Below are 1,181 nucleotides of genomic sequence, written 5' to 3'. Positions count from 1 at the left end.
GCTGAATAGCCACCCAACTCACCTACGGGATTTGGGTACTTCGCGTTTCGCAATAAAGACGCCAAACCCGGCTCTTCATTAGCCAACTGCTGCAAAGCTGCAAGCTTATCTTCTGGGTATTGCTCGAAAAACTCAGGCTCACCCACCACACCAAACGAACACGTACCATTCGAGAATGGAATTAGCCAGTACCATACGTCGTGATTTTCAGGATGGACTGAAATCAGAATTTTGTTGCGATCGTACTCTGGTTCTTGTGGTGAAATATGATCTTCAATATGCGTAAAGATCGCTTTTCTTGGTGGAAGGCAAGAAGGTTCTTCCAGATCCAGCAAACGCGGCAGCACTCGGCCAAAACCACTCGCATCCAAAACAAAATCGGCTTCGATTTGATACGCCTGCTTATCGGGCCCAACCACTTCTAAGCGCGATTTTTTGCCTTCAAACGCCAAGCTAACCAGCTCATGTTGATAACGAATATCGACGCCCTGTTCTGAGGCGCTGTCAGCGAGCACTTTATCAAAACTGGCGCGTTGAACCTGAAATGTGGTGCCTGGCCCTGCGGTAAATTTGTCGGTGAAATCAAAGTGGGTGTAGACCCCGTTACGACGGAACGCCGCACCATCTTTGAATTGGAAGCCATGCTGCTTCACCGCCTCTGTCATTCCGGCAAGTTCAACCACCTCCATACAAGCTGGAAGTAAGCTTTCGCCAATTGAGAAACGAGGGAACGTCGCTTTTTCGATCACGACAACATCAATACCACGGGATTTTAGCAACGCAGAAACGGTGGAACCCGAAGGACCTGCGCCAACGACGACAACTTGCTTGTGCTCTGTTTTCATTCTTTATACTAGCTTGCTTGGAGTTTTAATAAGGTATGTCCGAGGCCAATGTTGTCCGTTCTTTCCACAACAGAGAGACCTGCTGCTTCAACAATTTCTAGGAAATCATCACTACGGTAGAAACGGCTATTACCATTGGCTAGGCAGGTAAAGTAAAGCGAGGTGGCATTTAAGCTGTATGACGCACCCGCATATTTCTGCGCATCCCAAAACAGTTCGAGAACGTAAACGGTATCGCCCGCGCTCAACTGCGCCTTCACTTTCTTCAAAATATTTAAAATTTCAATTGGAGAGAAACAATCTAAGAACTGGCTCATCCACCAAATATCGGCATGA

The 1,181-nt window shown here is 47.3% G+C and carries 1 protein-coding gene and 1 pseudogene; both read right to left on the bottom strand.

What is annotated here, in order from left to right; translation table 11 throughout:
• The coding region (locus R7Q47_RS25485) for an NAD(P)/FAD-dependent oxidoreductase (protein ID WP_318090146.1) at positions 1-845 on the bottom strand (845 nt) is incomplete at its 3' end.
• An 8-nt stretch (positions 846-853) separates the two neighbouring features.
• Positions 854-1,181 (bottom strand): annotated as a pseudogene (locus R7Q47_RS25480) (SAM-dependent methyltransferase); the annotation flags it as partial.

This window comes from Vibrio sp. Vb0349 (assembly GCF_033338975.1).
The sequence above is the reverse complement of the archived record's forward strand: the minus strand, read 5'-3'. Positions and strand labels throughout refer to the sequence as shown.